This is a genomic window from Aminobacter sp. HY435 (assembly GCF_027568395.1).
Lineage (GTDB): Bacteria > Pseudomonadota > Alphaproteobacteria > Rhizobiales > Rhizobiaceae > Aminobacter.
Genome location: NZ_JANKZL010000005.1, coordinates 337123 through 359766, shown reverse-complemented (window position 1 = coordinate 359766; position 22644 = coordinate 337123). Strand labels below are relative to the sequence as shown.

At 63.8% G+C, this 22644-nt stretch carries 28 protein-coding genes and 1 tRNA gene; 9 read left to right on the top strand and 20 right to left on the bottom strand.

All coding sequences use genetic code 11. The features are described 5' to 3' along the window. Positions 1-9 precede the first annotated feature (9 nt). Complete coding sequence (locus tag PCJ21_RS08995) at positions 10-1116, bottom strand: hypothetical protein (protein ID WP_269931047.1); 1107 nt, start codon at positions 1114-1116, stop codon at positions 10-12. Positions 1117-1346: 230 nt separating this feature from the next. Here PCJ21_RS08995 and PCJ21_RS08990 point away from each other — a divergent pair, with 230 nt between their 5' ends. Continuing rightward, positions 1347-2300 (top strand): NAD(P)H-dependent flavin oxidoreductase, encoded by a 954-nt coding sequence (locus tag PCJ21_RS08990; RefSeq protein WP_269931046.1) that lies wholly within the window; start codon positions 1347-1349, stop codon positions 2298-2300. 205 nt (positions 2301-2505) lie between these two features. Further along, a tRNA-Thr gene (locus tag PCJ21_RS08985) sits at positions 2506-2581 on the top strand. Positions 2582-2613: 32 nt separating this feature from the next. Here the strand turns inward: PCJ21_RS08985 and PCJ21_RS08980 are convergent. After that, positions 2614-3060, bottom strand: coding sequence for a helix-turn-helix domain-containing protein (locus PCJ21_RS08980; RefSeq protein WP_269931045.1), 447 nt, complete (start codon positions 3058-3060; stop codon positions 2614-2616). A 121-nt stretch (positions 3061-3181) separates the two neighbouring features. Between PCJ21_RS08980 and PCJ21_RS08975 the strand changes: the two genes are divergently transcribed. Together PCJ21_RS08975 and PCJ21_RS08970 are read left to right on the top strand one after the other, a co-directional pair. Further along, complete coding sequence (locus PCJ21_RS08975; RefSeq protein WP_269931044.1) at positions 3182-3400, top strand: hypothetical protein; 219 nt, start codon at positions 3182-3184, stop codon at positions 3398-3400. Then, positions 3400-4365, top strand: coding sequence for an MFS transporter (locus tag PCJ21_RS08970; protein WP_269931043.1), 966 nt, complete (start codon positions 3400-3402; stop codon positions 4363-4365). The genes PCJ21_RS08975 and PCJ21_RS08970 overlap by 1 nt, the downstream gene beginning before the upstream one ends. Positions 4366-4413: 48 nt before the next feature. Here PCJ21_RS08970 and PCJ21_RS08965 read toward each other — a convergent pair whose 3' ends face one another. The 18 genes from PCJ21_RS08965 to PCJ21_RS08880 all read right to left on the bottom strand — a co-directional run bounded on the left by PCJ21_RS08965 (position 4414) and on the right by PCJ21_RS08880 (position 19202). Next, positions 4414-4722: a hypothetical protein gene (locus PCJ21_RS08965; RefSeq protein WP_269931042.1), complete on the bottom strand. Its 309-nt coding sequence runs from the start codon at positions 4720-4722 to the stop codon at positions 4414-4416. A 123-nt stretch (positions 4723-4845) separates the two neighbouring features. Further along, positions 4846-5316, bottom strand: coding sequence for an SRPBCC family protein (locus PCJ21_RS08960; protein WP_269931041.1), 471 nt, complete (start codon positions 5314-5316; stop codon positions 4846-4848). Beyond that, positions 5313-5669, bottom strand: a complete 357-nt coding sequence (locus PCJ21_RS08955; protein ID WP_269931040.1) for an ArsR/SmtB family transcription factor — start codon at positions 5667-5669, stop codon at positions 5313-5315. Before PCJ21_RS08955 ends, PCJ21_RS08960 begins: the two co-directional genes overlap by 4 nt. Positions 5670-5675: 6 nt before the next feature. After that, positions 5676-6362 carry a glutathione S-transferase family protein gene (locus PCJ21_RS08950; RefSeq protein ID WP_269931039.1) on the bottom strand — a complete coding sequence of 229 codons (687 nt, stop codon included), beginning with the start codon at positions 6360-6362 and terminating at the stop codon, positions 5676-5678. 125 nt (positions 6363-6487) lie between these two features. After that, positions 6488-6742, bottom strand: coding sequence for a GlsB/YeaQ/YmgE family stress response membrane protein (locus PCJ21_RS08945; RefSeq protein WP_269931038.1), 255 nt, complete (start codon positions 6740-6742; stop codon positions 6488-6490). Positions 6743-6852: 110 nt separating this feature from the next. Further along, positions 6853-7041: a YegP family protein gene (locus PCJ21_RS08940; protein ID WP_269931037.1), complete on the bottom strand. Its 189-nt coding sequence runs from the start codon at positions 7039-7041 to the stop codon at positions 6853-6855. Positions 7042-7158: 117 nt separating this feature from the next. Then, positions 7159-7662 (bottom strand): L-2-amino-thiazoline-4-carboxylic acid hydrolase, encoded by a 504-nt coding sequence (locus PCJ21_RS08935; protein ID WP_269931036.1) that lies wholly within the window; start codon positions 7660-7662, stop codon positions 7159-7161. Next, entirely contained in the window at positions 7659-8450 is a 792-nt protein-coding gene (locus tag PCJ21_RS08930) for an ATP-binding cassette domain-containing protein (RefSeq protein WP_269931035.1), read from the bottom strand. The genes PCJ21_RS08935 and PCJ21_RS08930 overlap by 4 nt, the downstream gene beginning before the upstream one ends. After that, positions 8447-9229, bottom strand: coding sequence for an ABC transporter ATP-binding protein (locus PCJ21_RS08925; RefSeq protein WP_269931034.1), 783 nt, complete (start codon positions 9227-9229; stop codon positions 8447-8449). The genes PCJ21_RS08930 and PCJ21_RS08925 overlap by 4 nt, the downstream gene beginning before the upstream one ends. Then, entirely contained in the window at positions 9226-10053 is an 828-nt protein-coding gene (locus PCJ21_RS08920) for an ABC transporter permease (RefSeq protein ID WP_269931033.1), read from the bottom strand. Before PCJ21_RS08920 ends, PCJ21_RS08925 begins: the two co-directional genes overlap by 4 nt. Beyond that, positions 10050-11036: an ABC transporter permease gene (locus PCJ21_RS08915; protein WP_269931032.1), complete on the bottom strand. Its 987-nt coding sequence runs from the start codon at positions 11034-11036 to the stop codon at positions 10050-10052. Before PCJ21_RS08915 ends, PCJ21_RS08920 begins: the two co-directional genes overlap by 4 nt. 113 nt (positions 11037-11149) lie before the next feature. After that, on the bottom strand, positions 11150-12757 hold the full coding sequence (locus tag PCJ21_RS08910; protein WP_269931031.1) for an ABC transporter substrate-binding protein: 1608 nt from the start codon (positions 12755-12757) through the stop codon (positions 11150-11152). A 223-nt stretch (positions 12758-12980) separates the two neighbouring features. Further along, positions 12981-13814: a dipeptide ABC transporter ATP-binding protein gene (locus PCJ21_RS08905; protein ID WP_269931030.1), complete on the bottom strand. Its 834-nt coding sequence runs from the start codon at positions 13812-13814 to the stop codon at positions 12981-12983. After that, the gene (locus PCJ21_RS08900) at positions 13811-14662 is read right to left on the bottom strand and encodes an ABC transporter ATP-binding protein (protein WP_269931029.1); all 852 of its coding nucleotides are present in this window, start codon (positions 14660-14662) and stop codon (positions 13811-13813) included. The genes PCJ21_RS08905 and PCJ21_RS08900 overlap by 4 nt, the downstream gene beginning before the upstream one ends. A 2-nt stretch (positions 14663-14664) precedes the next feature. Further along, on the bottom strand, positions 14665-15573 hold the full coding sequence (locus tag PCJ21_RS08895) for an ABC transporter permease subunit (protein WP_269931028.1): 909 nt from the start codon (positions 15571-15573) through the stop codon (positions 14665-14667). 10 nt (positions 15574-15583) lie between these two features. Further along, positions 15584-16588: an ABC transporter permease subunit gene (locus PCJ21_RS08890; protein WP_269931027.1), complete on the bottom strand. Its 1005-nt coding sequence runs from the start codon at positions 16586-16588 to the stop codon at positions 15584-15586. Positions 16589-16700: 112 nt separating this feature from the next. Then, positions 16701-18296, bottom strand: coding sequence for an ABC transporter substrate-binding protein (locus PCJ21_RS08885; RefSeq protein ID WP_269931026.1), 1596 nt, complete (start codon positions 18294-18296; stop codon positions 16701-16703). A gap of 375 nt (positions 18297-18671) precedes the next feature. Further along, positions 18672-19202 carry a hypothetical protein gene (locus PCJ21_RS08880; protein ID WP_269931129.1) on the bottom strand — a complete coding sequence of 177 codons (531 nt, stop codon included), beginning with the start codon at positions 19200-19202 and terminating at the stop codon, positions 18672-18674. A 34-nt stretch (positions 19203-19236) separates the two neighbouring features. On the opposite strand from PCJ21_RS08880, the gene PCJ21_RS08875 reads away from it, so the two are divergent. From PCJ21_RS08875 to PCJ21_RS08855, 5 genes are all read left to right on the top strand, one after another. Then, positions 19237-21003: a long-chain fatty acid--CoA ligase gene (locus PCJ21_RS08875; protein WP_333474389.1), complete on the top strand. Its 1767-nt coding sequence runs from the start codon at positions 19237-19239 to the stop codon at positions 21001-21003. A gap of 230 nt (positions 21004-21233) precedes the next feature. Further along, positions 21234-21557, top strand: coding sequence for an ArsR/SmtB family transcription factor (locus PCJ21_RS08870; protein WP_269931025.1), 324 nt, complete (start codon positions 21234-21236; stop codon positions 21555-21557). After that, positions 21554-21964, top strand: coding sequence for an SRPBCC family protein (locus PCJ21_RS08865; RefSeq protein ID WP_269931024.1), 411 nt, complete (start codon positions 21554-21556; stop codon positions 21962-21964). Before PCJ21_RS08870 ends, PCJ21_RS08865 begins: the two co-directional genes overlap by 4 nt. 35 nt (positions 21965-21999) lie before the next feature. Beyond that, positions 22000-22224, top strand: coding sequence for a hypothetical protein (locus tag PCJ21_RS08860; protein ID WP_269931023.1), 225 nt, complete (start codon positions 22000-22002; stop codon positions 22222-22224). Next, positions 22224-22640: a DUF1801 domain-containing protein gene (locus PCJ21_RS08855; protein WP_269931022.1), complete on the top strand. Its 417-nt coding sequence runs from the start codon at positions 22224-22226 to the stop codon at positions 22638-22640. Before PCJ21_RS08860 ends, PCJ21_RS08855 begins: the two co-directional genes overlap by 1 nt. Positions 22641-22644: the final 4 nt, after the last annotated feature.

Genomic DNA, 22644 nt, shown 5'->3' with positions numbered 1-22644 from the left:
GCCGAGAGTTTATTCGGTCACCGAAACCCTGATCTCGTAGATGTCGACCGACTTGCCATCGTTGTCGATGTCGGCGTTGATGGCGATCGAGCCGGCAGCGCCCGGATCCTTGTCAGGCACGTCCATCTCGAACAGGTATTCGCCGCGCTGGTAGCCAACGAGGTAGCGCTTGCGGCCGCAATCTCCGAGCTCGCCGAAGTTGCAGGCAACGGCCATCTGCGTTTCCTTGCCGTCTTCGGCACGGGCGATGATGTCGAACACGGCATGCTTGCCCGCGATCTGCTCGAGCACGCCCTTGCCGACATCGAAGCTGACGGCGGAACCGCTGTCGCCCGAACGAATGCGCAGGAAGCTTCCGGTGTCGTCCTTGCTGACTTCGGCGACCGTGCCCGACGGTGCGCTGACATCGGAGGGATCGGACGGCGAAAACACCGTGATCCAGTTGCGCCCGGCGTCGACCTCGCCGGGACGGGCGGGGCCGGAGCCGACTGCGGTCGGCGAAAAGTCCTCGCTTTCGAGCGTCTTGGGCGGGTTGCGCACCGAGGTGTCGATCTCTTCGGGAGACCTGAACAGGCCTGTCTGCACGGCCCACCATGCGCCGATACCGCCCATGGTCAGCAGGGTCACGACAAAGAACATCGCTGCGAACGGGCTGCGGCGCTCGGCGCGCCGGGCGGCGCGGTCGGCAGCGCGGCGTTCGGCCCGGCTGCGCTTTTCCTTGACCGCCACCGGCGGGGGCATCGGCCCGTCGGGCATGATGTCGGGCACGACTGGTGTAACGCCCCTGGCGCGCGCCTCGCCGGCTGGCGAAATCGAAACGGTTGGCGCGGCACGCGTGGCGTTGCCGTTGAGCGAAATCTCGGGCGCCAACGAATTGTCGGAAGCGACTGGCGGGACTGCTGGCGCCGCCGGAATGAATTCCGACTCGATCTCGGTGATCGTGGCCTGCAATGCCTTGCGACGGTTGATCGCCACCTCGACTGTCATGTTCGGATTTGACTTCAACGCACGGTCAAGCGCGGCGAAAGCCGCGCGGTAGACCTTTTCGCGAAATTCGCGGTTCTCGGGATCGCCTTTTTCGAATGCGTTCCGGATCGCCTTTTCGATCGAATCCAACCGGTATTCCTCGCAACGCGCCTGTGTTGCCAGATGGTTAGCGGCAGAAAAGGCATCAATCAACGGCGACATCAGCGTTTTGTCGCCAAAGCCGATACAATAGCGTCGATGAGGACCGCATCTTTGCCATGGAGCCGGCGAATCGCCGCGATCAGCCTGCATTGCCGTCGAGGCGGCATCTGGTATAGATATGACGTTTACGGAAACGTCAAAATTCGTGGGAGAATAGCGTGGCGCTGCCTGATGTCCTGAAAAAGAACCTGCGCATTCCCGTTGTCGGCGCGCCGCTGTTCATCATCTCGCACCCGCCGCTGGTGCTGGCGCAATGCAAGGCCGGCATCGTCGGCTCGTTCCCGGCGCTGAACGCCCGCCCCGAGGCGCAGCTCGACGAATGGCTGGCTCAGGTCACCGAAGAACTCGCCGCTCACGACGCCGCCAATCCTGGCCAGCCGGCGGCACCCTTCGCCGTCAACCAGATCGTCCACCGCTCGAACACACGCCTCGAGCACGATTTGCGCCTGTGCGTGAAGTACAAGGTGCCGATCGTTATCTCGTCGCTCGGCGCGGTCGAGGAGGTCAACCAGGCCGTGCACTCCTATGGCGGCATCGTCTTGCACGACATCATCCACGACCGCCACGCGCGCAAGGCGATCAAGATGGGCGCCGACGGGCTGATCGCGGTGGCCGCCGGCGCCGGCGGCCATGCCGGCACGCTGTCGCCATTCGCGCTGATCCAGGAAATCCGCCAGTGGTTCGACGGACCGCTGCTGCTGTCAGGCGCCATCGCCAATGGCGGCGCGGTGCTCGCGGCACAGGCCATGGGCGCCGATCTCGCCTATATCGGCTCGCCCTTCATCGCCACCGAAGAAGCCCGCGCGGCCGACGCCTACAAGCAGATGATCGTCGAGTCCAAGGCAGCCGACATTGTCTATTCCAACCTCTTCACCGGCATCCACGGCAACTACCTGAAGGGCTCGGTCCGCGCCGCCGGCATGGACCCCGACAACCTCGCCGTCTCCGATCCGAGCCACATGGATTTCGACGGCGACAACAAATACAAGGCCTGGAAGGACATCTGGGGCTGCGGCCAGGGCATCGGCGCCGTCGGCAAGGTGGTGCCGGCGGCCGAACTGGTCGAGCGCCTGGCCAGCGAGTATGCAGCGGCAAAGGCCCGCCTCGCCTGATCCGCTTGAGCGCATGACGGGGCGCATCGCCGCGCCTCGCTATCGCGCGGCCGGCCGATCCATCGCACCGACATGCAAACCGCACGCCGGCATTTACCCAGTTGTTCGTAGCCTGATAAAACACGTCAAAGGCGTCTTGAAATCGCTGCGCAATGAAGCTATCAGGCACTCATGTCTCGTGACCCTTGGGTCGCGAAACCCGGAGGCCGCTTTAGCTCAGTTGGTAGAGCACATCATTCGTAATGATGGGGTCGCGTGTTCGAGTCACGCAAGCGGCACCAGTCCTCCTCAGCAGCGCACCCATTCACGCCTGTCAGCCTCGACTCGGTCGCTTGAGCCCGGTCGCGGTGCGGCTGCGCGCGGCCACGCTGCCGTGCGTCGCCGACTTCAGCAGCTGGCGGAAACTTGCGCATTCCAGATGCGACGGCGCCGGACAATCGGCAACATGGCGCAGTGCGTCGCGAAGCAGGCGCAGATCGCGCATCTGCCGTTCCAACTCGTCGGCCCTGGCGTGCAGCAGCTGGCGGGGAATGTCCGGCCTGCCGTCGCGTCCGAACATGCCCGCGATGTCGGTCAGCGAGAAGCCGGCCGCCTTGCCAAGGCCGATCAGCGCCAGACGCAGCAGGACGTCGTTGTCGAACTGGCGCCTGAGACCATGCCTGCCGAGCGCGGCAATCAGCCCGATCTCTTCGTAATAGCGCAGGGTCGATGGCGGGACGCCCGTGCGCGCGGCGACTTCACCGATATCCAGAAATTGCATATTGACCTCAAGTTGACTTGAATTCGTAGGCTCTTCCGAACAGCCACTTCGCGCAAGAGGAAAAGCCGTGGACACGACCCAAAACACAACACGAAGGCCAGTCTGGCAGGATGGACGCGCGGTGGCGCTGCTGCTGGCTGCGTCGCTCACCACGATGGCGAATGCGACGATCAGCCCGGCGCTGCCGGGACTTGAGCGCCTGTTCGCCGACGATCCGAACACAGCGCTGTTGACACGCCTGCTGGTGCCGGCGCCATCGCTCGCGGTCGCCGTCTGCGCGCCTTTGGCCGGGCTGGCGGTCGACCGGTTCGGACGACGTTTGTTGTTGCTTTCGGCGTGATGCTGTTCGTCGTTGCGGGCTGCGCCGGGCTATACCTGCCGAACCTGCCCGCAATTTTCGCAAGCCGGCTCGCCCTAGGCGTCGCCGTCGCGCTGATCATGACGGCGCAAACCGCCCTGATCGGCGATTATTTCAGCGGCGACGACCGAAACGCCCTGACCGGGCTGCAGATTTCGGCGCGCAACTTCGGCGGACTGGCGTTCATCTCGCTGGCCGGCTGGATGGCGACGCTGTCGCCGCGCCTTCCCTTCGCCATCTACGGGCTGGCCGCGGCCTTCCTGCCCTTGATATGGAAGATCATCGTCGATCCACCGCGGCGCGTGCGCGCCCGGCCCGCCAACCCGGCAGGCGCGGCTGGAGCGTCCTGGATCTTGCCCCTGGCGTTTCTGGTTCTGCTGCAGGCGCTGACCAACATGATCTTCTTCATCATGCCGACGCAGATATCGTTCTTCCTCGAGGCAAGCGGCTATGACAGCGCCATCATGACGGGTTCGGTCCTCGGCACGCTGATGCTCTCGGGCGGGGTCCTGGCGCTCGCCTATCCCCGCATCCAGCGCGCGACGGGCTACGCCGGCATCTTCCTGCTCGGCTACGCGGCGATGGCGGTTGGTTTCGCGTCCCTGGGCTACGCCGACCAGACGCTGCCCCTGCTTGCCGCGGCTGCAATGATCGGCGCGGGCTACGCGCTGGTTTCGCCGAGCTTCGTGGGACTTGCGCTCAACCTGGCGCCAGCGTCGCGCCGGGAACTGGGCGGAGGCGTGCTCACCGCCTCGATCTTCATCGGACAGTTCTGCTCGCCGCTGGCCAGCACGCCGCTGACAACAAGCCATGGCTACGACGGCCTGTTCGCGGCCGCCGCCGCATTGGCCGGCAGCATGGCAATAGCGTCCGCAATGGCTGGCTTTGCAATATGGCTGCGCAGCCGCTCAACCGGCAACGCGGCTGGCCTCGGCCAGCCGCGTTGAGTCTCTGCCGAGTCCCTGCCGGATTTGCGAGAGGCCAGACAGGACGGATCAGATTCCGGATCCGTCCACCTCGATCTCGTCACCCTGCCACGGCGTGGGCATGGCGGCTGCGTTCTTGCCGAGGTTCGCCTGCGGCAGCGGCATCCAGCATTTCAGCTCGGGTTCGGCGTAGCCAATGATGCAGCCAGGATAGGAATCGGCCGCGCGCCAACCTTCGATGCCGAATTGATCGGGCCGCGACCAGTAGGCGACATCGACTTCGGCTGGCCCCTGTTCGACGGGACGAACCGTCACCAGGATGCGGCTGCCGTCTTTCGGCGCGCTCGCCATGTTGCGCCAGCGGTCGGGCTCTTGCATCGCATCCTCCTCCAGTCTGCTAATTCTGGAGGAATGCTAGCGCATGCCCCCGGAAATCGGAATCGATTTCGAGGGAGAGCACGCCGTCCATGTCCACGCCGTCGGCAAGCGCCTCGCAGCGGATCAGTGCCTGACGGCGCCGTCGGCAGCGATCACCTCGACCAGCCTGTCGAAGCCCCATTCCGTGCCGGACAGGCGCTGGCTCAGCGCGTCCGAGCCGCCGAGAAAGGACAGCTGCTCGGTGTATTTCATCCGGGTCGTCGCTCCCTCGGAGATAAGCTCGATGGTCGCCAGCGACACCGACACGCGCTGGCCGCCAAAGCTCATCTCGAAGCCATAGATGATGCGGCGGTCGGGGACGATATCGAAATACCGGGCACCAAATGTCTGTTCGGAGCCGTCGGAGGTCAGCCAGCGCTTGGTTTCGGCGCCACCGACGCGGAAGTCGAACGCGTCTTCAACGACACGCCAGTCGGGATGACAGGCGTTCCAGCGCTCTTTCAGTGCGGCGTCCGACCAGAAGCGGAAGGCATGCCTGGCGCTTGCGGCCAGCTGGCGTTCGATGACGAGGGTTCTGTGCTCGGCCAGGCTCAACGGATGTCCTCCTCTTCAGGCGTCTCGGCGATGACCGAAACCAGCCTGTCGAACGCGCTGTTCAGGGCGGCTTCGCGCTGGCGCACCCACTGGTCGATGGCGGACAGGGCGCCCGGCCGCATGGTGTAGGTCCTGGTTCGCCCGGCCTTGCTGGACACGACGATGCCGCCATCCTCAAGCACGCGCAAATGCTTCAGCGCCGACGGCAATCCCATTTGGTGCGGTTCGGCCAGTTGCTTGACCGTTGCCGGCCCGAGGCTCAGCCGTTCCACCATGCCGCGCCTGCCGGCATCGGACAGCGCAATGAAGATGCGGTCCAGCTGTTGCGGCTCCATCGTCTGGAACTGGCTCATCACAGGTTACGCCGCATCGTTCAGAAACCTCTCGGGCATGGCGTCACGATAGGGAAACATCGCAAAATAAGGCCGCGCCTCGTCGAGCGTGCGACGGATGGAGGGGCGCGCAAGCAGTCGCTCGAGATAGCCTGCCAGATTTGGCTGTCCTGCGGCAAACGGGTGCACGATGGAGGCGAAGAACAGCCCAGGCGCGGCAGCGCAATCGGCCATGGTGAAGTCGTCGCCAGCTGCCCACAGGCGACGCGCAAGCTGGGCGTCGATCATGGCGTAGGCCGTATCCAGCGACCGGCGCGCCTCGGCCACGCCGATGGGGTCGCGGCCATCCTCGGGCCTGATGCGGTCGAGCACGATCTTTTGCATCGGCACGCTGACATAAAGGTCGAAGAAGCGATCCCACAGGCGCACGTCGAGCGCTGCGTCGGCGTCTTGCGGCAACATCGCTACCGGGCCGGGATAATGTTGCTGGAGGTATTCGACGATGATGGATGTTTCGGCGACGGTGCGCTCGCGCGCGCTGTCATGCAGCACAGGTATCTTGCCGACCGGCCACTTCTCCAGCAGCACAGAGGCCGAGCCAGGATCGGCAAGATCGATAGTCATCGCCGTGAAAGGCACCTCGTTCTCATACAGCGCGATCAGCACCTTGTGGCAGAACGAGGCCAGGGGGTGAATGTACAGCGTCAGCGACATAACGTTCCTGCTCTAATAGTTTCCTTGCTTGGAAACTATTAGAGCATTCCAGCCAGCGCAATGGAAAGTTTCCGTCAACGGAAACTTTTTGGAAAGACCTGCCGGCGACGAATTTCAGGCCGTCGTCAACTCTGCTTCACCACCCTGAGCAGGACAAGCAGGATCACTGCGCCGATGGTGGCGTTGATGATGGCCGAGACCATGCCGGAGCCGAGGTTGATGCCGATCGTCGGGAACAGCCAGCCGGCGATCAGCGCACCGACAATACCGACGACGATGTTGCCGATCAATCCGAAACCGTAGCCCTTGACCAACTGCCCGGCGAGCCAGCCGGCGACAGCGCCGACAATGAGGAAAATGATAAGGCTTTCGATACCCATGTACCCTCTCCTGGTTGTCGCGCAGCGGACCAAGCCCGACAGGTTTCCGGACAACGCTGCGCAGCTTCAAAGACGTCGGGCGCGAACCGGCGGCACGCGCCCCTTCAGCATCAGGCTACGGCTGTGGTCTGGTCCTCGACTGCGGCTGCCGGGGTGTTTTTCTTGATCGATTCGATCGCCTTCAGCGCGGACGCCTTGGCGGCATAACCTTCAGAGCTGAACATCACCTCGCCGTTGGACGCACGGAAACGGAAGCGAAACTCGCCGCCCTTGTCCTTGTAGACCTCGAATTTGTACATCGCCTCGCCTCATGTTGCCGGCACCACGACTCACGCCGGTACGGAATCGTCGCACAAGCGCCCGGCACAAGTCCATCGCGGTTGCAGGAGCCTGGCGGCAGCACGGGGCGCGCGAGATCAGGCGTCCCGGTCGGTCAGGCAGATATGGCAACAACCCGAGCCGTGGCCAGGCGTCCAGGTAATGTTGTCGAAGCGGACGCCCGTCGCCTCGAACAGGCCGCGGTCGAACGCGCCGGCAATACGGCACAGCGTGGCCAGCTTCTGGTCGCCGACGCCGGCGCCAACCCAGGCATCCTTGAGCGGGCAGCGCTTCACCTTGAAGGCGATGTGGCTGTCGCTGCGCTCGATGTCGGTGGGATACATGCGCCCGTCATCCGGGCTGACGGCCAGGAAGGCTTCGCCAATGGCGCGTGCGTCGTTGGGGCCGAACCGCGCGAACGCCACTTCGGCCACCTCGCGGCCGCGCTTTTCAATCGCCCGAACCAGTATCGCCTCAGCCTTGTCGTCGCCCAGTTCGGCGGACAATTCGTCGAGCATGAGGCGATAGAGATCGGCGCGGTTGCGAAACGCCGCATCCAGTTCGGCGGCAAGCTTGTCGGCCCTCGCGGCAGGATCGGTCACGATACATTCTCCCTGGCATGCGGCAGTTCGGGCGTTGCGGCGACCAGCGCCTTGCCGGTTTTCGACTGCGGATTGGCGATCACCGCCGCGGTATCGCCCTGTTCGACGATGTGGCCGGCGTCCATGATTGCGATGCGGTGCGCGATGCTGCGCACGGCTCCCAGGTCATGCGAGATGAACAGGTAGCTGATCCGTTCTTGCCGCTGCAGGTCGCGCAGCAAACGCAAGATGTCGGCGCGCACCAGCACGTCGAGCGCCGCCACCGCCTCGTCGAGGACAATCAGCGACGGACCGGTCGCCAGCGCCCGGGCAATCGCGACGCGCTGGCGCTGGCCGCCGGAAATTTCGTGCACCCCGCGGCTCGCGAGAGCCGAAGACAGGCCGACACGTTCGAGCAGCTCGGCGATGGCCATGGAACGTCGGCCCCTGGCGACGACGCCATTGACGCGCAAAGGATCGTCGAGCAGCCTCGCCACGGTGGCGCGCGGATTGAAGGCTGCGAGCGGGTCCTGGAACACCATCTGCAATTTCGTCCGCACCGAGCGCAGCGCAGCACCGCGAAGCTGCAGCAGATCGGCCCGGCCGAAGCGAACGCTGCCGGCATCGGCCTCCGTCAGCCGCAGCAGCAGACGCCCCACCGTCGACTTGCCGGAGCCCGACGGCCCGACCAGCGCCAGCGTTTCGCCTTGCGCCATCGAAAAGCTCACGCCATCGACTGCGGCGAACTCCCTGCCGCCACGCCTGAAACGCTTGGTCAGGCCCTCGACTTCAAGCAGCGGCGCGCTCATGGCTCGGCCTCCAGGCGCGTATCGAGACCGAGATGTGCTGCAAGCAGTGCTTTTGCATAAGTGCTTTGCGGCGCACTTATCAGTTCGTCCGTCGCCGCCACCTCGACCAGGCGGCCGTGCCGGAACACGGCGATGCGGTCGGCGAGGTTGACCGCCAGCGCGATGTCGTGACTGACAAACAGCAGCGCCATGCCATCGTCGGCCACCAGTTGCCGGATCAGGGCGACGATCTCGGCCTGGACGATGGTATCGAGCGCGCTCGTCGCCTCGTCGGCGATCAGCAGCTTCGGCCGCCCTGCAATCGCCGCGGCTATCGCCACGCGCTGCTTTTGCCCGCCGGAAAGCTGGTGCGGGTAGCTCGTTGCCAACGCCGATGGTTCCGGCAGCCTGACACGGTCGAGCAACTCGATGGCAAGCTTTCGCGCCGCCGGCCACTCCATGTCGAGATTGGCGTGCGCGACTTCGGCGACCTGGTCGCCGACCGACATGACCGGGTCGAGGCTGGAAGCCGGATCCTGGAACACGAAGCCGATGTCGCGCCCGTTCTGCGCCTGGTGGCCCAATCCGGGCCAATCGACGCTGCCGTCGAGCCGCACCGAGGGCGGGAGCAGGCCTGCAATGGCTCGGGCCAGTGTGCTCTTGCCCGAGCCGCTTTCGCCGATGATCGCAAGTCGTTCGCCGGCTTGCAGATCGAGGTCCACATCGCCAAGGGCATGGACCTCGCTGCCGTAGCTGACGTAGTGGACGCCAAGGCTGCGTATTGAAAGCAACGGCCTCACGCCTGCCCCTCCCGCGCAGCCGAGCTTTCGACGACGCCTTCTCCCGCCAGGTAGACACCGAGCACGGCGAGCACCAGGGCGATGCCGGGGATGATCGACAGAAACGGGGCCGAGCGCAGCACCGCCCTGCCCTCTGATATCATGCCGCCCCAGGTGACGCGGTTGGGGTCGCCGAGGCCGAGGAAGGACAGCGCGGCCTCCGTGAGGATCGCGGCGGCGACGATCACCGACGACAACGCCAGCACCGGCGGCAGGGCATTGGGCAGCACCTCGCGAAGCGCGATCTCCACCGGATGCATGCCGATGACGCGCGCACTCGCGACATAGTCGCGCTCGCGGATCGACAGCACCTCGGCGCGGGCTATGCGCGCCGGCCCGGTCCACGAACTGAGTGCAATGGCAACGACAACGACGCCGAGCGACGGGCCAATGACGCTGACCAGCGCGAGCGACAACAGGAACCCCGGCACCGTCTGGAAGGCATCGGTAATGCGCATCAGCACTTCGTCGACGAAACCTCCGGCAAAACCGGCGGCTGTGCCGACCACGCTGCCGACGAGGATGGAGGCGGCCGCGGCCGCGAGACCGACAGCAAGCGAGGTTCGGGCACCATGAAACAGGCCTGCCACAACGTCGCGACCCAGCCTGTCCGTGCCCAGCGGCAACGCCCAATCCTGGAATGGCCGCAGCAAAGGCGGCCCGGCAATCGACAGCGGGTCGCGCGGAAACAGCCAGGGCGCAGCCAGCGCCATCGCCCCGAGCAGCCCCAGAATGACGAGGCCCGAGATGGCTTCGGGAGACCGGAACAGCCGAACCAGCCTCATGCGCCGGCCTCGCTGGCGCCGACGCGCGGATCAAGCGAGGCATAGGCGATGTCGACAAGCAGATTGATGGCGACCACCAGAACGGCGCTGACCAGTATGATCCCGATCAGCAGCGGCGTGTCGCGCGCGCCCACCGCCTCCTGCGCCAGCCGACCCAAACCGGGAATCGAGAACACGCTCTCAATGACGACACTGCCGCCGAGCATCGCCGCCGACTGCAGGCCGAGCATGGTCACGAGCGGCAACAGCGCATTGCGGGCGACATGCCGCCACACGATGCGCCGCCGCGAAATCCCGCGCGCGCGTGCGGCAAGGGCAAAATCCATGCGCCAGACCTCGGCCATGCCGGCCCGCATTATGCGCAGGTACAGCGCCAGGTAGATCAGCCCGAGGCTCGTCACCGGCAGCACCAGATGCCTGGCGATGTCGAGCGCACGGGCAGGCCCGGTCTTGCCCGATGCGATGGTTTCCATGCCCGACAGGGGCAGCCAGCGCAGCTCCACCGAAAACACGATGGTCAGCACCAGCGCCAGCCAGAAGCCTGGGATGGCGTAGAGCGCCAGCGACCCTATCGACAGGAAGCGGTCGCGGAAGCTGCCGGGACGCGCGCCAGCGACGATGCCGAGCGCGGAGCCGAGGAAGAACGACAGTGCGGTGGCGCAGCCCATCAGCAGAAGCGTGTTGGGCAGCCGTTCCAGCACGACCGAGAGCACCGGCCGCGAAAAGGCGACCGAATGGCCGAGGTCGAGATGCAGCAGCGCCCAGAGATAGGCGGCGAGCCGGGTCATCGGCGAGGCGTCGAGTCCCCAGCTCTGGCGCAATGCCTCGATCATGCCGGCGTCGCCGCCGACCGACACGACATAGGCGTCGACAGCGTCGCCAGGGGCTGCCTCCAGCAACAGAAAAGAGCCAACGACAACGACCAGCAATACCGGAACGCTGCCGACCAGCCGGCGCCGGAGAAGGCGAAAGGCGCGGTTCATGACTTACCCTCCCCGCTTGCGTGGGGAGGGGTCAGCGGTGGGGCGCATTCAGGCACTGCAATTTCCAGGAGCATTCTTACGAACTGATCATCGTCCAGGGTGGGGCGATGATGTCACGTTTCGACATAGGTGTCCGCCCAGTTCGAAACCGCCCAGCGCGGGTTGTTTGCGACATTCTTGACGTTGTCGCGAGCAACCGTGATGAAGCCCCACTCCGCGACGTTGATCAGCGGCAGGTCTTCCGTGACCTTTTTCTGGAAGTCCTTGTAGAGTCCGATGCGCGCTGCCGGATCGATGGTCTCGGCTGCCTTGGCGATCAGCGCGTCGAGGTCGGCGTTCTTGTAGCCGCCCTGGTTGGAGAACGGCACACCGTCGGCGATGCCCGATTGGACCAGGATGGTCGTCGAGATCGCCGGGTCGCCACGGAACACCGGCGGCGCGACGGCCAGGTCGAAGGCATGGTCGGTGTAGACGGCCTTTTGGTGCGCGGCGGAATCGTTGTTGACCAGTTCGGCGTCGATGCCGACCTCGGCCAGCGCCTGGCGCAGGTAGTCGCCGAACTGCCTGGTCTCGTTGAAATAGGGTGCCGGCAGCAGCTTGAGGCTGAAGCGCTTGCCGTTGTCGCCGCGCGGATAGCCGGCTTCGTCGAGCAGCGCGTTGGCCTTGGCCACGTCGAAAGCGTAGGTCGCCACATCGGCGGTGTAGAACTGCTTGTCGTTTTGCGGCACTGGCCCGGTCGACGGCTTGGCGTAGCCGAGGAAAATCGTCTTGACGACAAAGTCCCTGTCGATGGCATGAGCGATGGCCTGGCGCACCTTGGCATCGGCCAGTTCCTTGCGGCGATGGTTGATCTCGACCACAAGCTGATAGGTCAGTGCCTCATAACCCTCGGGAATGACCTTGATGCCCGGAACCTTGGAAATTCGGTCGAGGTCGGCCAGCGGAACGGCGGAGAATGCGGCCAGCTGGATTTCCTCGGCCTCGAGCGCACCGGCCGCCGCCGCCCGGTCGGGCAGCACGCGATAGATGATCTCGTCAAGCTGCGGCTCGCCCTCGCCCCAGTAGTTGTCGTTGCGCTCGAGCCGGTAATATTCACCCGGCTTGTGTTCGGCGAACTTGAACGGCCCTGTGCCGACAGGCGCATTGTTGGCCGGGTTCGCGGCAATGTCGGTGCCTTCGTAAATGTGCTTGGGCACCACCGAAGTCAGTGCCGGCAGCGCGTTGCGGATCAACTGGAACGGCGTCGGCCTGGAGAACTTGAAGACCGCGGTGTGGTCATCGGGCGTCTCGACGGCCTCCAGATCCTTGAACACGACGCGGCCGAGATTCTGTAGCGGCTTCCAGACGCTGAGCGCCGAGTAGGCGACGTCGGCCGAGGTGAACGGCTTGCCGTCGTGCCAAGTCACCCCTTCGCGCAGCTTGAAGGTTACCGATAGGCCGTCATCCGAGCCCTCCCACGACGTCGCAAGGCGCGGAGCAAGCCCGTCCTTGCCGTCGAATGAGGCTTCGGCCAGCGGCTCGACCACCTTGCTGGAAATGAAGAAGACACCATTGGACGCGACGATCGCCGGATTGAGGTTGCGCGGCTCGGAATCGGCTGCGACGACCAGACGGCCACCCTTCTTCTCCTGCGTCCAGCCGAACGACGGCAGCGCGGTGGATGCCAGAAGGAACGCCGACCCGGCCAGCACCTTGCGCCGCGAAATTTCGAAACCCGCCATAATCAGCCTCCTTGCCCGCGTCCCGCCGGCCAAAGTCAAAATGATGGGAGGATTATGATCGTCGACAGACGTTTTGCGAGAGACGAAATTGGCGTTTACGGCCCGTGGCCCAAAACATTGTGCTCGCTGCGAACTCAAAAGGGGCATGACGAGCTGAGCCGTCATGCCCCAATGGACTGTTCCACAAAGACAAATCCGAAACGCGTCCGGATTCGACTGCGTCTTAAGCCGCGGCTGCCTGCTTCCTGGCGATGCGAGCGCGGATGCTTTCGACGTCGGCGCGCGGCGTCGCGGCAAACAGCGTCTTGGTGTAGCTGTGCTGCGGGTTGGAGAACACCTCGTCGCGGCTGCCGTATTCCACCGCCTCGCCGAAATACATCACCATCACATCGTCGGCGATGTAGCGCACGACGCTGAGATCGTGGCTGATGAAGACGTAGGTCAGCTGGAACTCGTCCTGCAGGTCGGCGAGCAGGTTGAGCACCTGTGCCTGCACCGAAAGGTCGAGCGCCGAAACCGGTTCGTCGAGCACCAGAAGGCTCGGGTTGAGCATCAGCGCGCGCGCAATGGCGATGCGCTGGCGCTGGCCGCCCGAGAACATGTGCGGGTAGCGATTGAAGTGCTTTTCTTCCAGGCCGACCTTCTTGAGCATCGTCATGGCGCGGTCGCGCCGCTCGGAGACCGGAACGTCGGTGTTGATGAGCAGCGGCTCGGCCAGCACGTCGCCGATCTTCTGGCGCGGGTTGAGCGAGCCGTAGGGATTCTGGAACACGATCTGGACCTTGCGGCGCATCTCGGATGTCAGCTTTTCCTTGGCGATGTCGACCTTGTTGCCGTCGATCAAAAGGTCACCGGCGGTCGCCGCGTCGATCATGGTGACGATCCGGGCAAGGGTCGACTTGCCGCAGCCGCTTTCGCCGACGATGGCCAGCGTCTTGCCGCGATCGACGGAGAAGCTGACGCCCTTGACGGCATGCACCGTACGCGCCGGGCGGAACATGCCGCCGGGCACGTGATAGTCGCGGACGATATTCTTGGCTTCGAGAACCTTGGTCATTCGGCGGCTCCTGATGGTGCCGGTTCAAACATCATGTCGGAGACGGTCGGCAGGCGGTCGCCCGTGGCGTTGTCCGGCAAGGCGGACAGCAGCGCGCGCGTGTAGTTGCTCTTCGGCGATTCAAAGAGCGACAGCACGTCGGCTTCCTCCATCTTGCGGCCCTTGTACTGGACCACGACACGGTCGGCGGTTTCAGCCACGACACCCATGTTGTGGGTGATCATGATCAGGCCCATGCCGTACTTGTCCTGCAGCCCGACCAGCAGGTCGAGGATCTGCTTCTGGATCGTGACGTCGAGCGCAGTCGTCGGCTCGTCGGCAATCAGAAGCTTGGGATTGCAGGCAATGGCGATGGCGATCATCACGCGCTGGCACTGGCCGCCCGACATCTGGTGCGGGTAGGAGCGCAGGCGCTCTTCCGGCTCGGGGATGCCGACCAGCGTCAGCAGCTCGATGGCGCGGGCACGCCGCTGCGTGCGGTCCATGCCCATATGCACGCGCAGGACTTCCTCGAGCTGGAAGCCGACGGTGAAGCACGGATTGAGGCTGGCCACCGGCTCCTGGAAGATCATCGAGATCTCTTTGCCAATGATCTTGCGGCGTTCGCTGTCGCTGAGCTTCAGCAGGTCGCGACCGTCGAACAGCATCTTGTCGGCCGTGACCTTCGCCGTCCAGGGCAGCAGCCCCATGCAGGCGAGCATCGAGACCGACTTGCCGGAACCGCTTTCGCCGACGATGGCCAGCACTTCGCTTTTGTCGACCTTGATCGAAACCCCATCGACCGCGCGGAACGGGCCGGTTGAGGTTTCGAACTCGACGACGAGGTTTTCTATTTCGAGCAGGGCCATCGTCACGACCTCTTCAGCTTGGGATCGAGCGCATCGCGCAGGCCGTCACCCATGAGGTTGATGGCAAGCACGGTGATCAGGATGGCAAGACCGGGGAAGGTCACGACCCACCAGGCGCGCAGGATGAACTCGCGCGACTCGGCAAGCATGGTGCCCCATTCCGGCGTCGGCGGCTGGGCGCCCATGCCGAGGAAGCCGAGAGCGGCCGCGTCGAGGATGGCGTTGGAGAACGACAGCGTCGCCTGAACGATCAGCGGCGCCATGCAATTCGGCAGGATGGTCTTGAACATCAGGCGAAACGGACTGGCGCCGGCGACTTTCACCGCCGTGACATAGTCGCGGGTCTTTTCTGTCATCACCGCAGCACGGGTCAGGCGCACGAAGTGCGGCTGCATGACAAGCGCGATGGCGATCATCGCATTGGTGAGGCCAGGTCCAAGCACCGCCACCAGCACCAGGGCCAGAAGCAGCGACGGGAACGCCAGGATGATGTCCATGACGCGCATGATCACGGTGTCGACCCAACCGCGGTAGTAGCCGGCGATGACGCCGACCAGAACACCGCCGATAACGGCCACCGTGGTGACGACCACGCCGATGAACAGCGAGTAGCGTGCGCCGTAGATCAGGCGCGAAAGCAGGTCGCGGCCGACAGGATCGGTGCCGAGCAGGAAGCTCGTGTTGCCCCCGGCGTCCCATGCGGGCGGCAGCAGCACCGCATCGCGGTACTGCATGTCAGCTGCGTGCGGGGCGATCAGCGGCGCAAACAGCGCAACGATCACCAGCAGCACGAAGACGATGAGACCCAGGACCGCACCGCGGTTCTCGGAGAAATAGTACCAGAACTCGGCCAGACGGCGGCGGAGCGAAGGGTCGGTGGACAGGCCACCAGTCGCGGTAATTTCAGCCATTGCGCTCTCCTCAGTGCCGGATGCGCGGATTGATCAGGCCGTACATCAGATCAACCAACAGATTAACGAGCATGATGATACCGGCGATGATGAGCAGTCCGCTCTGGATGACCGGATAGTCGCGCCGGAAGACGGAATCGACCATCCACTTGCCGATGCCCGGCCAGGAGAAGATCGTCTCGGTCAGGATGGCGCCGGCCAGAAGCAAGCCGACCTGCAGGCCGATCGTGGTGATGACCGGGATCATCGCATTGCGCAGCGCATGCACGCCAATGACACGGAACGGCGACAAGCCCTTGGCGCGGGCGGTGCGGACATAGTCCTCGCCGAGCACCTCGAGCATGGCCGAGCGTGTCTGGCGCGCGATCACCGCAAGCGGGATGGTGCCAAGCACGATGGTCGGCAGGATCAGGTGGCTGACAGCCGACTTGAAGGCGCCGGCCTGCCCCGAAAGCAGCGAGTCGATCAGCATGAAGCCGGTCACGGGCGGGAAATAGTACATCAGCGAGATGCGGCCCGAGACGGGCGTCCACTGCAGCACGCCGGAGAACAGGATGATGAGCAGCAGGCCCCACCAGAAGATCGGCATCGAATAGCCGACAAGGGCCGCCCCCATGATCGACTGGTCGAAGAACGAGCCGCGCTTGATCGCTGCGATGATGCCGGCGGGAATGCCGAGCACGACCGCGAAGATCATGGCGCAGGTCGCAAGTTCCATCGTCGCCGGGAACAGGACGAAGAACTGGTCGATGATCGGCTGCTTGGTGACGATCGAGGTGCCGAAATTGCCGGTCAGCACACCACCCAGATAATCGAAATACTGGATGATGATGGGACGGTCATAACCGAGTGCTGCGGAAATTTCCGCGTGGCGCTCTGGCGACATGACGCGTTCGCCCGACAGGAGGGCTACAGGATCGCCGGGCAAGAGCCGGATGAAGGAGAATGCGATGATGGATACCCCGATGAAAGTCGGGATAAGGACGGCAAGCCGTCCCAACAGGTACCGGAGCATGTCAGACCTTTTTTGAGTGAATGTCCGAGAGGTCGGGAGGATAGCACATAATGTGCGATGGGGCGCTTGTGATACAAGCGCCCCACATAAGGTTGAGCGTGTCTAAGCGCCCTTACTCGACGATGTCAACACCTTCAAAGGCGAAGTCGCCGAGCGGGCTCTGAACGAAGCCTTCGACGCCCTTGCGCATCGGGACGATCGACAAAGAGTGATCGATCGTTGCCCAGGGAGCATCCTTCTTGAAGATCACCTGCGCCTGCTCGTAGAGCTTGGTGCGCTCGGCCAGGTCGGTCGTCTCCTTGGCCTTGGTCACCAGATCGTCGAACTCCTTGTTGCACCACTGCGCGCGGTTGTTGCCGCCGACGGCGTCGCAACCAAGCAGGGTGTCGAGGAAGTTGTCCGGATCGCCATTGTCGCCGGTCCAGCCGAGGATGACGGCGCCGTCGCGATCCTTGGCCTTCGAGCGGTCGAGATACTCGGCCCACTCGTAGGAAACGATCTCGGCCTTGACGCCGACCTTAGCCAGGTCCGCCTGCATCAGCTCGGCCGCGCGGCGCGCGTTGAGCATGTAGGGACGCGACACCGGCATCGCCCAGATCTTCATCGAAAGATCCTTGACGCCAGCTTCGTCGAGCATCTTCTTGGCTGCATCCGGATCGTAGGTGTCGTCCTCAACGGCATTGTTATAGGACCACATCGTCGGCGGGATCGGGTTCTTGGCGACCGAAGCGGCACCCTGGAACACGGCGTCGACGATGGCCTGCTTGTTGATGGCCTTGTTCAGCGCCTTGCGGACTTCGACCTTGTCGAACGGAGCCTGGGTGGTGTTGTAGGCCAGGTACGAGACGTTCAGGCCTTCCTGCTCGACCACCTTCAGGTTCGGATCAGCCTTCATCGCAGCGACGTCAGCGGCGTTCGGGAAAGGCATCAGGTGGCATTCGCCGGCCTTCAGCTTCTGGAAGCGAACCGATGCGTCCGGGGTGATGGCGAACACCAGGTCGTCGATCTTCTGCTTGCCGCCCCAGTAGTCCGGGTTGGCCTTGTAGCGGATGATGGCGTCCTGCTGATAGGCGACGAAGCTGTAGGGGCCAGTGCCGAGCGGCATCTGGTTCAGCTGGTTCATCTTGCCATCGGCCTGCAGCTTGTCGGCATATTCCTTCGACATGATCGAAGCGAACGGCATCGCGATATTGGCGAGGAACGGAGCTTCCTTGCGGGTCAGCGTGAACTTGACGGTCTGGTCATCGACCTTTTCGACCGACTTGATCACTTCCGGGAAGCCCATGCCAGCGGCATATTCCCACGAACCGCCGGGAACATACTTGTTCCAGGGATTGTCGGCCTTGAGCTGACGCTCGTAGGAGAAGACGACGTCGTCGGCATTCAGCCCGCGGGTCGGCGTGAAGAACTCGGTGGTCTGGAACTTGACGCCAGGACGCAGCTTGAAGGTGTACTCCAGGCCGTCATCGGAGATCGTCCAGCTTTCGGCGAGACCGGGGATCGGCTCAGTGGTGCCCGGCTTGAATTCGAGCAGGCGGTTGTAGACGGTATGTGCAGCAGCGTCGAAGGTCGTTCCGGCGGTGTAGAGACCCGGATCAAAGCCTTCCGGCGAACCTTCCGAGCAGTACACGAACGTCTTTGCGCTCGCTGCGCCGCTGAGGACGGTTGCAGCCAGCAACGCGGCCGCAAAGGTCGTTTTTTTGAACATTGAACACTCCCTATGATTTCCCAAGCCCCGAGTTGTCAGGCTCGCAGGCGCGCATATAAGCACCGTTTTTCCCGCTTTGGAACTCCCCGCCTACTTGCCCTTTGGTAAGCAGGATAATTTACCCACAGATCACTTGTAGACAGGCGGATATTTCCGTCTTCCATTGGATGATGGACCATTTGGACTTCCAGCGCCGCATATGAGAAACCGCTTGTTCAGCTTCAGCTACGACATCGAAGAGCCCAGCCACGACGCGAGGCACCTGAAGCCAATCGCAAAGCCTGCCGCCTGAAAATTCCCGCAAAGCCTCGATTGAACTGACGCTGGGTGATCTGGGCCATACTTGCCGTTAACGTCAGGTGGCAATACAAACAACTACAACATGCCCCGACGCGGCACTGTTCTTGCGGCGCAGCGATTGAAGTCGAGGGCGAAAGCCGGCGGACCATCAAGCCGGCGACAAAGAACAACCTGGGAGGCACTATTGGCCAAATCCACCGGCAAGGCGACCACGGCAAAAGCGGCATCGGGCAAAGCCAAGCCAGCCGACGCTAAGACAGCCTCTGCCCCGCCAAAGGCAACCGCAGCCAAGACGGCCAAACCGGCAGCTCCGAAGGGAGCCACCGCAACGAAACCGGCGCCAGTCAAGCCCGCGGCCGCGAAAGACAAGCCGGCAGCGGCGAAGCCTGTCACACCGAAGAGCGCACCGGCGAAAACGCCGGCCAAGGCGGCAGCCAAGCCAACGGCAATGCCCGAGACCAAGGCGTCTGCGGCAAAACAGGCGGCCAAGACGGCGGCGCCAAAGGTTGCAGCCAAGCCCGGCGCCACGAAGAGCGCGCCAGCGAAGGCCACAGCCGCCAAGCCCGCTGCTGCAAGGGCTATGCCGGCAAAGGCGACGGCAGCCAAGCCGGCGAATGTTGCAAAAGCCACGAAGCCGACCGTGGCGAAGACCACCAAGCCGGCGATCGCAGCCCCAGCCGCCAAGGCGGAAGTCGTTGCCGCCGCAGCCGCCATCGAGATCGTCAAGCCCGCCGCCAAGGCAGACGCTCGCCCGTGGCTCAAGAGCTATCCGGCCAACATGCCGACGGAGATCGCACCGCTCGTCCATCAGTCAATCGGCGACCTGCTTGCCGCCGCCTGCCACCAATATGCCGGCCGGCCCGCATTTTCGTGCATGGGCAAGTCACTGACCTATGGCGAGCTCGACCGCATGTCGACGGCGTTTGCCGCCTGGCTGCAGTCGAAGGGACTGGCCAAGGGCGCGCGCGTGGCGATCATGATGCCCAACGTGCTGCAGTATCCCGTCGCGATGATGGCAGTGCTGCGCGCCGGCTACACCGTGGTCAACGTCAACCCGCTCTACACGCCGCGCGAACTCGAGCATCAGCTCAGGGATTCGGGCGCCGAAGCGATCGTCATCCTCGAAAACTTCGCCACCACGCTGCAGGCCGTCATCGCCAATACAAGGGTCAAGCATGTCGTCGTCGCCTCGATGGGCGAGATGCTCGGCGTCAAGGGCATCCTGGTCAATCTGGTCGTGCGCAAGGTCAAGAAGCTCGTGCCGACCTGGTCGCTGCCCGGCCATGTCAGCTTCATGTCCGCGTTGAAGCAGGGCGCGAGCCTCAGCCTTAAGCCGGTCGAGGTCAAGGCGGACGACATCGCCTTCCTGCAATACACCGGCGGCACGACCGGTGTCTCCAAGGGCGCGATGCTGATCCACTCCAACGTGCTGGCCAATGTCGCCCAACTGGCGCTGTGGGTGGAGGATGCCTACGCCGTGCGGCCCAAGCCTGCGCATCTGACCTTCGTGTGCGCCCTGCCGCTCTATCACATCTTCGCTCTGACGGTGAACGCGTTGATGGGCATGCAGCAGGGTGCGCTAAACGTGCTGATCCCCAATCCGCGCGACATTCCCGGCTTCGTCAAGGAGCTGAAGAAGTTCAACTTCAACATATTCCCCGGCCTGAACACGCTGTTCAACGCGCTGTGCAACAACGAGGACTTCCGCAAACTCGACTTCAGCGGCCTGATCCTTAGCTTGGGCGGTGGCATGGCAGTGCAGCGCGCCGTGGCCGAGCGCTGGAAGAAACTCACCGGCAACCACATCACCGAAGGCTACGGCCTGTCGGAAACCTCTCCGGTGGCGACCGCCAACAAGTGCTCGTCGCCCGACTTCACCGGCACGATCGGCCTGCCCCTGCCCTCGACCTCGATCGCCATCCGCGACGAGGATGGCAACGACCTGCCGCTCGGCGAGGTCGGCGAGATCTGCATCAGGGGCCCGCAGGTGATGGCCGGCTACTGGAACCGCGACGACGAGACCGCCAAGGTGATGACGCCGGACGGCTACTTCAAGTCAGGCGACATGGGCTTCATGGACGAGGCCGGTTTCACCAAGATCGTCGACCGCAAGAAGGACATGATCCTGGTCTCGGGCTTCAACGTCTATCCCAATGAGCTCGAGGACGTCGTCGCCCAGCACCCGGGCGTGCTGGAAGTCGCAGCCATCGGCGTGCCGGACGAGCATTCGGGCGAAGTGCCCAAGCTGTTCGTGGTGCGCAAGGACCCGGAATTGACCGTCGAGACGCTGATCGCCTATTGCCGCGAAAACCTCACTGGCTACAAGCGTCCGCGCTATATCGAGTTTCGCACCGAACTGCCGAAGACCAACGTCGGCAAGATTCTGCGGCGCGAACTGAGGGGCTGAACCCTTCAGGCAGTTGAGAGCATTTGTCGGCCACCGCGGAGCCCTTCGCGGTGGCCGATTTGCTTGCGGAGCGGCGGCGATGGCCCTGTTTCTGCTCAGCCGGTCTGTTCGACACGAACATTCATCGTCCTGCACGCCTCCCAAAGCCTGTCCGTTGGCTGACGATCCCGCATTGACAATGCCATACCCAAACGGCTATCTATCGACCCATAGTCATTTGGGTATGAATGATGTCAAACCTCCAGGATGCGATCTTTCGCGCGCTTTCCGATCCCACGCGCCGCGGGCTGTTCGAGCGGCTCTGCCGCGAGGGCGACATCACGGTCGTCGGCCTGCTGGCGGAGGCGGGCGTGTCGCAGCCGGTGGTCTCCAAGCACCTGAAAATCCTGAAATCGGCCGGGCTGGTGCGTGACCGGCACGAGGGCCGCTATACCTATTACAGCGCCGAGCGCGATGCGCTGCGGACACTGGTCGACTGGACGACCGAGATGTCCGGCTTCTGGAACGACCGCTTCGACGATCTCGACAATTTGCTCAAGAGGATGGACCAATGACCGAAACGATGGAAACCACGCGCTCAGTCGTGGTCGAGCGCGATTTTCCCTATCCGCCGGAAAAGCTGTGGCGCGCACTCACCCAGCCGCATCTCATCGCCGAATGGCTGATGAACAACGACTTCAGCCCCACGGCCGGCCGCCGCTTCACGCTCTCCGCGGACTGGGGCCAGGTCGATTGCGAGGTCGAGACGGTCGAGGAGCACCGCGCGCTATCCTATCGCTGGGACACCAAGGACCTCAGGAGCATCGTCACCTGGACGCTTGCGCCGACTGCCTCAGGCACCAGCCTGCGCATGGAGCAGCGCGGCTTCACGACCGCCCAGAAGGCCTACTTCCAGGGCGCATCGGTCGGCTGGCCGCGCTTCTTCGACCAGCTCGGCAACGTCGTCGCCAAGCTCGCCTGACCGCAGCGACGCCATCGATTTCAGGGAGTATTGCAATGTACCAAGTGATCCGCATCATCCATCGCTGGACCTCGCTGATCTTCAGCCTGATCGTCGCCTCGATCTTTGCCGGCATGGCCCTCACCACCCTGCCCGAGTGGTTCTACTACCTGCCGCTGCCGCCGCTGTTCGTGCTGATCCCGACCGGCATCTATATGTTCTTCGTGCCCTATTTCAGCAGCGGGCAGGACGCGCTGCCGGCTGCCAAGGGCCGTGCCTGATGGCCAAGGACGCAGCTCCCAAGCTGCTGTCCGGCGGCAATCCGCAGATTGCGAAGGGTTATGGCGACGCCGTCGTCCAGTCCTACATCGACGCCATGCCCGGCTGGAAAAAGGGCATCGGCCGCCGCCTCGACGCGCTTATCACCGAGGTGATCCCCGACGTGGTCAAGGCGGTGAAATGGAACTCGCCCTTCTACGGCATGGAGAAGGACCTCTGGTTCCTCGGCTTCCACTGTCTGACGAAGTACGTCAAGGTCGCGTTCTTCAAGGGCGCGCACCTCACCCCGCTGCCGTCAGGCACGTCGAAGCAGGCCGACGTGCGCTATCTCGACATCTATGAGGATCGCCCGTTCGACGAACGCCAGTTCTCCGACTGGGTCAGGCAGGCCAGCGCCTTGCCCGGCGAGAAGATGTGAACCG